Origin of the sequence: Halomonas sp. BC2 (genome assembly GCF_002078115.1) — a bacterium.
Classification (GTDB): Bacteria; Pseudomonadota; Gammaproteobacteria; order Pseudomonadales; family Halomonadaceae; genus Vreelandella; species Vreelandella stevensii.
Window position 1 is genome coordinate 19,867 of the sequence record NZ_LFGT01000010.1, and the last position, 9,234, is coordinate 29,100.

Genomic DNA, 9,234 nt, shown 5'->3' on the forward strand with positions numbered 1-9,234 from the left:
CCAGAGCCAGCGCGAGCAGTGGCAGCAGCGCTTCAGCGATGCCAAGGCGGCTTACCAGCAGGCCCAGCAAGCGCGAGACCAGCAGCGTCAGGCGCTCAGCCAGCAGCAGGGCGAGTTGGCATCGCTGCAAGCATTGATCGATGCCGCCCTGGCGGACCACGACCCTCAATCTGGTGAGGCGCTGGCAGCATACGGTTTGGCCGAGGCACCGCGGTTGGGCGAGGCCATCGACGTGTCGGCGGGCTGGGAGCGAGTGATCTCCTGGCTGTTGGCCCCCTGGCTCAACGCGCGGCTGGTGGCTACCCAACAGCTGCAGGCGCTACCCGAAGCACTGGCCACCGACTGGTGCCTGATCGACCAGGCGCTGCCCGCCGGGCTGCCCAATACGGGCCAGCGGCTGCACACACTGGTCACTGGGGCAGGGGCCTTGAGCGAGTGGTTGGCGAGCATTCACTTCGTCGACAGCGCGGATGACATTGAGGCGCTGCTACCCAGCCTGGCCAAGGGTGAAAGCGTGGTCAGCCGCGATGGCGTCTGGCGTGGGCGGGGGTGGCTGCATCAGCAGGCCAACGGTGAAGGCGTGGATGCTCTGCTGGTGACCCGCCGCCGCTTCACCGAGCTGGCCGAGCAGCGCGCCCAGGCCGAAGAGGCGCTGGCGCTGCTCGATGCGCAGTGCGACACGGCCAGCGAGGCGCTGGACGCGCTGGAGGAGCAGCGCGAGCAGCAGGCCGAGCAGGAGCGTGATCACGCCAGCGCCCGCCAACAGCTGGCCATCCAGGAGCAGCGCCTGGCCCAGCGGCTGGAGCATCTGCAAGGCCGTGCCGCCGAGCTGGACGATGAGCTGGCCCGGCTGCAAGAGGATGAGGCGGAGTTAACGCTTACTTTGGAAGAGCAGCGTGCCCGCTGGCACACCGCCATGGAGCAGCTGGAAGCCGCCTCCGAAGCCCGAGAAACCAGCGCCGAGCAGCGCCATCAACAGCGTGAGCAGCGCGAGCGGCTCAATCAGCAGCACGCCCCGCTCAAGGCACGGCAACAGGCGCTGGCGCTAGAGCGAGAAAGGTTGAAGGCCGAGCGTGACAGCCTTCAAGCCCAGCAGGCCCGCTCCAGCGATAGCGAGGCGCGGCTGACCCTGCGCATTGCCGAGCTGGAAGAGTCGCGGGAAATGCTGGTAGAGCCGGATGAACTCGCCGGCGAAGAGCTGGAAGAGCTGCTGCATCAGCGCGAGCAGCAGGAGCGCCGCCTGAACGAGACGCGCCAGCAGGCCCAGGCCTTGGCCGAGCAGCTGCGCAATGACGAGCTGGCCCGCCAACAGCACGAGCGCAATCTGGAGCAGAGTCGCGAACAGCTACAGCAGCGGCGCATGGAGGTGCAGGCGCTGGCACTCAAGGCGGCCACCCAGGACGAGCAGTTGGCGGAACTGGGGCACAATGCCGATGAGCTGGCCGAGACGCTCCCCCAGGACGCCAGCGAACCCACCTGGCAGGAGCGGCTGGAGAATACCTCCGAAAAAATTCGTCGCCTGGGCGCCATCAATCTGGCGGCCATCGAAGAGTATGACCAGCAGGCGGAGCGGCGTAACTACCTGGAAGCCCAGCATGCAGAGCTCAGCGAAGCGCTGGAGACCCTGGAGCGCGCCATCAAGCGCATCGACCAGGAAACCCGGGTGCGCTTCAAGGAAACCTTCGAACAGGTCAATACCGGGCTGCAAGCCTTGTTCCCCCGTGTGTTTGGTGGCGGGGCTGCCTGGCTGACCCTGACGGGAGACGACCTGCTGGAAACCGGTGTGGCGATCATGGCACGTCCACCGGGCAAGAAGAACAGCACCATTCACCTGCTGTCCGGTGGCGAAAAAGCGCTCACGGCGCTGTCGCTGGTGTTTGCCATCTTCCAGCTCAACCCCGCGCCGTTCTGTATGCTCGACGAGGTGGACGCGCCGCTGGACGATGCCAACGTGGGGCGCTACGCCAAGCTGGTCAAGGAGATGTCGGAGAACGTCCAGTTCATCTACATCACCCACAACAAGATTGCCATGGAAGCCGCCGAGCGCCTGATGGGGGTGACCATGCAGGAGCCCGGCGTCTCGCGGCTGGTGTCGGTGGGCATCGACGAAGCCGCCGCGCTGGTGGATTAGCCTTCGCCCAGCTCCCGCATCACCGCGTACAGCGCCGATTTTGCTTCGAAACCCACGCCGGGAATGTCCGGTAACCCCACGTAGCCATTCTCGACGCGAATGCCGTCGGCAAAGCCACCGAAGGGCTGGAAAACATCCGGGTAGGACTCGTTGCCTCCCAGGTGCAGCCCCGCCGCGATATTCAGCGACATTTGGTGGCCACCGTGAGGCACCACACGGCGTGAGGACCAGCCAAGCTCATCCATGACTTGCAGCGTGCGCATGTACTCCACCAGGCCATAAGAAAGCGCGCAGTCGAACTGCACGAAATCTCGGTCTGGGCGCATGCCGCCATGACGGAGCAGGTTGCGCGCATCCTGATGGGAGAACAGGTTTTCGCCGGTGGCCATGGGCAGGCTGTAATGGTTGGCCAGTTCCGCCTGCAGCGCGTAATCCAGCGGGTCTCCGGCCTCTTCGTACCAGAACAGTCGGTAAGGCTTCATTGCCTCGGCGTAGGCAATGGCCGTTTGCTGGTCGAAGCGCCCGTTGGCATCGACCGCCAAGCGGCTGCCATCGCCCACCACCTCCAGCACGGCCTCGATACGGCGCAGGTCTTCATCCAGAGAGGCCGCGCCAATTTTCATCTTCACTACCTCGTAACCGCGGTCCAGGTAGCTACGCATCTCATCTTGCAGTTTGGAATGGTCTTTGCCGGGGTAGTAATAGCCTCCTGCTGCATAGACCCACACATTGTCATCGGCCTGCCCGCCGCGATACCGTTCGGCCAGCAGACGATATAGCGGCTTGCCCTCGATTTTCGCGACGGCATCCCAGATGGCCATGTCGATCGTGCCTACCGCCACGGAACGCTCGCCGTGGCCGCCTGGCTTCTCGTTGGTCATCAGGGTTTTCCAGATCGCGAACGGGTCCAGGTTGTCGTTCGCATGGTCGATCAGGCTGTCCGGGTCGGCCTCCTTGAGGCGATCCAGGAAACGGTCGCGCATCAGAGCACCCTGGCCATAGCGTCCGTTGGAGTTGAATCCGTAGCCAATCACAGGCTTACCGTCACGGATGACGTCGGTGACGACCGCCACCACCGAACAGGTCATCCTGGAAAAGTCGATGTACGCATTGGCGATGGGGGAGGCGATAGAGACGGTTTTCTCACGAATTTCCAGAATACGCATGGCTGGCTCCTCAAACAGTGGTCGCCTCACCATAGGGGGTGACAGTGGCGGCTGACTAATGCTATTAGTCAGCTACCCCATGCTGAAATGGCATTGCCCGAGATGGAACTGAACTGGTTGGAAGACTTCAATGCCCTGGCCGAACACGGCAGTTTCATCCGTGCCGCCCAGGCGCGCCATGTGACGCAACCCGCGTTCAGCCGCCGAGTCAGAGCGCTGGAGCAGTGGATGGGGGTGGCTCTTTTCGTGCGCACGCCCCAAGGCACCACGTTGACCGAGGCGGGCCAGCATATTCAGGCTAGTGTCATCGATGCCGCAGGGCGACTCTATCGTTTACGCAGTGAAGCCCAGGAAGTTGCCCAGCGCGCAACGGCGGCGCTCCAGTTTGCGGCCACTCATTCACTCTCGTTTACTTTCTTTCCGCGTTGGATACGCCAACAAGAGCAAAGTGCCGCGCTGCATGCCGTACAACTTCACTCCGATAGCATGGCCAACTGCGAGCAGCTCTTACTGCGCGGAACGGCACAGTTTTTATTGAGCCATCGAGACCCCGCCGTCGACTCGCCTCTGGAAGCGGAGCACTTCGAGAGTCTCACCGTCGGTCAGGATCGATTGATTCCTTTGGTGGGGCGCGAGCTGGGGCTTGGCGCGGCTTCCTCGTTTTTTCCTTATTTAGCGTACACTGACGCCTCGGGGCTAGGGCGCATCTTGCGCCATCGTCTGGGTCAGCGGCAGCCAGCGACCCTCTCTTCCCAGGCCCATTTCAGCAGCCATCTGGCCGCCGTGCTGATGTCCATGGCCATCGAGAACAAGGGGTTGGCCTGGCTGCCTGAAAGTCTTTCCGAACAAGAAGTTGAGGAAGGGCGCCTGGTGCGTGCGCTGCCCCCGGAATGGGATGTGCCGGTGGCTATCCAGCTGACACGACCACGCCAGTTGGCCAGTCCCTTTGCCAGCTCGTTTTGGCAAACGCTGGTGGCTACTCAGACAGGCAAGAACACGACAGCCTCATAGCGGCACTTTATGAGCTTGATAAGGTCTGTGGATTGGCTTAAAAAACGTATATGCCAGTTTAAAAGTGCAAATGCCTGCAAAAAGTGGCCCTTTTTGTAATAATCGCGCTATGCTAGGCATTAAACGTATATTGATCAGAAGGTCCCCCATATTTGGGTGCTGCGCATGCGCTGCATCTTGTAACCGGTTAGTTGACCCATGGAATGCTCGACATGGAATTAAGAGAGTGGTTAATCATTCTAGGACTGGCTCTGGTATCGCTCATCGTCGTTGATGGTGTGCGAAGGCTTCAACGTCAACGTCGTGTTCCGCAGCTGGATCAGGCTGGCAAGGATCTGCCCGCCGTCAAGCCGGAAGAGTTGAGTGACGAGGCCAGAGAAGCTGAAATCAACTGGGAGCTGCCCAACGGCGGTGCGCGGGTGGTCAAACCTGCCGATTACAGCGGCCTGGGCCAAAAGCCCAAATTAAAGCGTCAGGAGCACCCCGGGCCTTCAAAAGTCCTTTCTGACTTCCGCCGCTCGTTTGCCCAATCCGTTACTGCAAACGCCAGGTCGTTTACTTCGAAGTCTGCCAAACCTGCCGTGGCCCAATCCGAACCGACAACGGGTGAGACAGCCAGGCACAGTGAGCCCCTGAAAATGCCGTCTCGGGCCGAGCCGCCGATGGCTCCATCGTCCGTTACTGCATCTGCTGCACAGAGTGCCATGCCCGAGGCCGCCGACACTGTTTCTCAAGAGACCCCACATAGTGAGCCCCGTCGTGAACCCAGCCTGTTTGCGGCTCAGCCTGTGGCCCCGCAGGACACCACCGTTTCCGCTGCTGCCCCCGTTGAGCCAGCCACTGAACCAGCCACTCAGCAGCAGCCTTCACCGGAAACGGCGGCTCCCACGGTTTCCGAGCCTGCTGCCGCATCCGTGCCAACCGCTCGCGTGGAAGCCCCCGCGGCGTCTGCCGTAAGTAAAGCAACGGTTAGCGAAGCACCTGCCAGTGAAGCACCTGCCAGTGACGCAGCCGCTAGTATGGATGCACCCGACCAGTCAGCGGCCAGCGACGACGTCACCGTATCCGCACCTTCCAGTGAGCGCGTGGCTGCCAAAGACGTGACGAATCAGAACGACGTGACGAACCAGAAAGCCACGGCCGATCAGACAGTCGCGGCGAACCCTGAAAGCGACGAGCCCGTTCTGTCAGCCGGTGACACGACAGAAAGCACGCCGCTGAGCGCCGTGGAGCCAGAGCCCGATGCCGAGCCGGTGCTGCGCGCCGAGCCGGAAGATGCCGTCTTTGCCAAGACCTCCGAGACGCCGAGACGCCGCCAGCTGCGCTCGGATATCGTAGGTGATGTGGACGAGCTGGACGACGACGAGGTAGATCGTTACCGCTTGGTCGATTTCGAAGGCATTGGCCGCTCCTTCAAGCGCCGTATTATCGAGCGTCGCAAACAGAAAGCGATCAAGAAAGCCGAAAAAGCCAAGCGCGCCGAAGCGCTGGCCAAGCAGAAAGCCGAGCGCAAAGCGCTGGAAGCCGAGCAGCGCCGCGTGGCCAGGGAAGCGGCAGAAGCAGAGAAAGCGCGCATCGCACAGGAAAAAGCCCAGGCCCGCGAGTTAGCGGCGACGGAAGCTGCCGCCAAACGCACTACGCGTGGCAAGGCTCCGGCTCTGGACAGCTACGAGGCTGCCGAGCGCTTCGATGCACCGCTTAGCGCCCATGATGATGCCTCGCCGCGCTATGATGCTCATTATGCCGACGATGCTCATTATGCCGATAGCGCCGCCGAGACAGGTTACGACGCTGCTTACGCGGATATCGACGCGGGCTACGATGAGTCCTACGAGGCTCGGGACAGCGTGGTACGCGCCCACCCGACGCTGGAGAAGGCGCTGCGTCACGACGTCAACGGCGAGCACGCACGAGAAACTCTGGCAGATGCCGAAGAGATGATCGTCATCAGCGTGCTGTCTCGCGACCCGGAAGGGTTCGATGGCAGCAAGCTGCTGGAGCTGATGATGGCGTGTGGCCTGCGTTACAGCCGGACCATGGGCGTGTTCAACCGGTTTGAAACCGAAAGCGAGGAAAGCGAGCTGCAGTTCTCCATGGTGAACGTGCTGAAGCCCGGCACTTTCCCCATCGAAGAGATGGACGAGTTCGTCACCCCGGGCATCACCTTCCTGATGCCGCTGCCCGGTGCGCTGGATAGCGCCGCCGCCTTCGAAGCCATGGTGGAAACCGCCATGGTGGTGGTGCGCCACATGGGCGGCGAATTGAAAGACGAGAACCGCAGCGTCATGACGGCACAAACCATCGAGTTTGCCCGCCAGCGGGTGCGCGATTTCGAGCGGCGCCATCGGCTGCATCGCCAGCTACAGGCACGCTAAACGTTTTTGTCATACCCACACCCGCCTTCCACCCGAAGGCGGGTGTTTTTGTTACGACCGCATTGATGATTCACTGACCCCTTTTTCATTTGTTTCGGAATGTCCGCATGAGTTCGCTAGACCCCGCCCTGCTGGAAGAGATTGGCCAACTGCGCGCTGATCTGGATGACGCCAATTATCGCTACTATGTGCTGGACGAGCCAACGCTGACCGATGCCGACTACGACCGCAAACTGCAGCGTTTGCAGCAGATCGAGGCAGAACACCCTGACCTGATATCACCAGATTCGCCCACCCAGCGAGTGGGCGCGGCCCCGGCGGAAGGCTTTCCGGAAGTGGCCCACGCCATTCCCATGCTGTCGCTGGACAACGCCTTCAGCCGGGAAGACATCGTGGCCTTCGCCCAGCGGGTGGCCGAGCGCCTGGAGTGCCAGCCCGAGGAGATCGAGTTCAGCTGCGAACCCAAGCTGGATGGCGCAGCGGTCTCGCTGGTGTACGAACAGGGTGTGCTGGTCAGCGGGGCAACGCGTGGCGATGGGCGTACGGGCGAGGGTATTACCTCCAACCTGCGCACCTTGCGCTCGGTGCCGCTCAAGCTGATGGGCGGCACGTTGCCCGAGCTGGTGGAGGTGCGTGGCGAGGTCATCATGCGCCACGCCGGGTTCGAAGCGCTGAACCAGCGTGCCCGAGACGAGGGCAGCAAGGTGTTTGCCAACCCGCGTAACGCGGCAGCAGGCAGCCTGCGCCAACTCGACCCGCGCATCACTGCAACGCGACCGCTGGAGTTCCACGCCTATCAGGCCGCGCGGTTGGAGCCCGATATGGGCGATACCACCCACAGCGCCTTGATGGTCAGGCTCTCCCAGCTGGGGTTCAAAACCAGCACCGAGCTGAGCGTGTTGCAAGGGCCAGACGCCGTGGCCGACTACTGTGAACGGCTGGGCGAAAAGCGTGACCAGCTGGGCTACGACATCGACGGCGTGGTGATCAAGGTCAACGACCTGCGCCACCAGCGGGAGCTGGGCTTCGTGGCCCGCGCGCCACGCTGGGCGGTGGCCTTCAAGTTCCCTGCCCAGGAAGAAGTCACGCTGCTCAACGACGTGGAGTTTCAGGTAGGCCGTACCGGCGCGATTACCCCGGTGGCGCGGCTGGAGCCGGTCACGGTGGCGGGGGTGACGGTGTCCAACGCCACGCTGCACAATGCCGACGAGATCGAGCGGCTGGGCGTCATGATTGGCGACACCGTGGCGATTCGGCGGGCGGGGGACGTGATTCCTCAGGTGGTGCGTGTCGATGTCGAGAAGCGCCCAGCCGAAGCCCGCGCCATTGTATTCCCTGATCAGTGCCCGGTGTGCGGCTCAGAAGTCGAGCGCCTGGAAGGCGAGGCGGTGGCCCGCTGTTCCGGCGGCCTCTACTGCGCGGCCCAGCGCAAGGAAGCGCTCAAGCACTTTGCCAGCCGCAAGGCCATGGACATCGACGGCCTGGGGGAGAAATTGATCGAGCAACTGGTCGAGCAGGATTGGGTCAAGACCCCCGCCGAGCTGTTCCACCTGACCGTCGAGCAGCTCAAAAGCCTGCCGCGCATGGGGGAAAAGTCCGCCACCAACCTGGTCAATGCGCTGGAAAAAGCCAAGCAGACCACGCTGCCACGGTTCATTTACGCACTGGGCATTCGTGAAGTGGGCGAAGCCACCGCCGCCAACGTGGCCAACCACTTTGGCACGCTGCAAGCCCTTCAGGAGGCCGACACGCCCGCGCTGGAAGCGGTCAACGATGTGGGGCCCATCGTGGCGAAGCACATCCATACCTTTTTCCGGCAGCCGCACAACCTCGACACCCTGGATGCGCTGATTGCGGCGGGGGTCGTCTGGCAGGAAACCGAGGTGGCCCAGGGGCCCAGGCCGCTGGAAGGCCAGTCCTGGGTGCTGACCGGCGCCATGGAGAGCATGACCCGTGATGAGGGCAAGGCGCGTTTGCAGGCGCTGGGGGCCAAAGTGGCGGGCAGCGTGTCCAAAAAGACCACCTGCCTGGTGGCCGGTGAGGCCGCGGGCAGCAAGCTCACCAAAGCCGAGGAACTAGGCGTCGAAGTGATCGACGAAGCCACCTTTATCGAGCGTTTGAACGCGTGGGAGCAGAGCGAATGAGCCGTTTCATAGAAGTCCCCGCCCGCATGCTGCCGCCCGAGACGCTGGAGGCGCTGCTGGAGGCGTTCGTGACCCGCCAGGGCTACGATACCACCGATACCGGCGAAGGCATGCGCGGCTGGGTCGCCGAGGTCAAGCGGCAGCTGGAGCGTCACGAGCTGATCATCGCCCATGACCTGGAGCTGGAAATGACCGAAGTGATGACGCTCGCCCAATGGCGTGCCTTTGGGCGAGAGCTGGCCGATGACGAGGAAGAGGGCGATTACTGAGCGCGGATCAGCGCACTGATCAGGCGCCTTCCCGGGTGCAGGTGGTCCACCAGCGGCTGCTCCAGAGGGAGCGGCTCATCGCACAGGCTGGAAGCCAGCATCTCGGCGCACAGCGGTGCGCTGGCCAGCCCACGAGAA

5 protein-coding genes and 1 pseudogene are annotated in these 9,234 nt (G+C 62.8%); 5 read left to right on the top strand and 1 reads right to left on the bottom strand.

Annotated elements, in window-relative coordinates; genetic code table 11:
• Positions 1–2,131: pseudogene (locus B7L71_RS08605) on the top strand (chromosome segregation protein SMC); the annotation flags it as partial.
• Here B7L71_RS08605 and B7L71_RS08610 read toward each other — a convergent pair.
• The gene (locus B7L71_RS08610) at positions 2,128–3,297 is read right to left on the bottom strand and encodes a mandelate racemase/muconate lactonizing enzyme family protein (RefSeq protein WP_081137343.1); all 1,170 of its coding nucleotides are present in this window, start codon (positions 3,295–3,297) and stop codon (positions 2,128–2,130) included. The pseudogene B7L71_RS08605 and the gene B7L71_RS08610 sit on opposite strands and share 4 nt — an antisense overlap.
• A 102-nt stretch (positions 3,298–3,399) precedes the next feature.
• On the opposite strand from B7L71_RS08610, the gene B7L71_RS08615 reads away from it, so the two are divergent.
• From B7L71_RS08615 to B7L71_RS08635, 4 genes are all read left to right on the top strand, one after another.
• Positions 3,400–4,308 (top strand): LysR family transcriptional regulator, encoded by a 909-nt coding sequence (locus B7L71_RS08615; RefSeq protein ID WP_081137345.1) that lies wholly within the window; start codon positions 3,400–3,402, stop codon positions 4,306–4,308.
• Positions 4,309–4,520: 212 nt separating this feature from the next.
• A complete protein-coding gene (locus tag B7L71_RS08625; protein ID WP_170919467.1) occupies positions 4,521–6,683 on the top strand; it encodes a cell division protein ZipA C-terminal FtsZ-binding domain-containing protein in 2,163 nt (720 codons plus the stop codon).
• Positions 6,684–6,790: 107 nt separating this feature from the next.
• A complete protein-coding gene (gene ligA, locus B7L71_RS08630; RefSeq protein WP_081137349.1) occupies positions 6,791–8,827 on the top strand; it encodes an NAD-dependent DNA ligase LigA in 2,037 nt (678 codons plus the stop codon).
• Positions 8,824–9,096, top strand: coding sequence for a YheU family protein (locus B7L71_RS08635; protein ID WP_081137351.1), 273 nt, complete (start codon positions 8,824–8,826; stop codon positions 9,094–9,096). Before ligA ends, B7L71_RS08635 begins: the two co-directional genes overlap by 4 nt.
• The last annotated feature ends 138 nt before the right edge of the window (positions 9,097–9,234 follow it).

Bases quoted from the DNA above. Each gene is read 5' to 3' on its own strand.
- B7L71_RS08610 (WP_081137343.1), bottom strand. From the start codon at position 3,297: ATGCGTATTCTGGAAATTCGTGAGAAAACCGTCTCTATCGCCTCCCCC.
- B7L71_RS08615 (WP_081137345.1), top strand. From the start codon at position 3,400: ATGGAACTGAACTGGTTGGAAGACTTCAATGCCCTGGCCGAACACGGC.
- B7L71_RS08625 (WP_170919467.1), top strand. From the start codon at position 4,521: ATGGAATTAAGAGAGTGGTTAATCATTCTAGGACTGGCTCTGGTATCG.
- ligA (WP_081137349.1), top strand. From the start codon at position 6,791: ATGAGTTCGCTAGACCCCGCCCTGCTGGAAGAGATTGGCCAACTGCGC.
- B7L71_RS08635 (WP_081137351.1), top strand. From the start codon at position 8,824: ATGAGCCGTTTCATAGAAGTCCCCGCCCGCATGCTGCCGCCCGAGACG.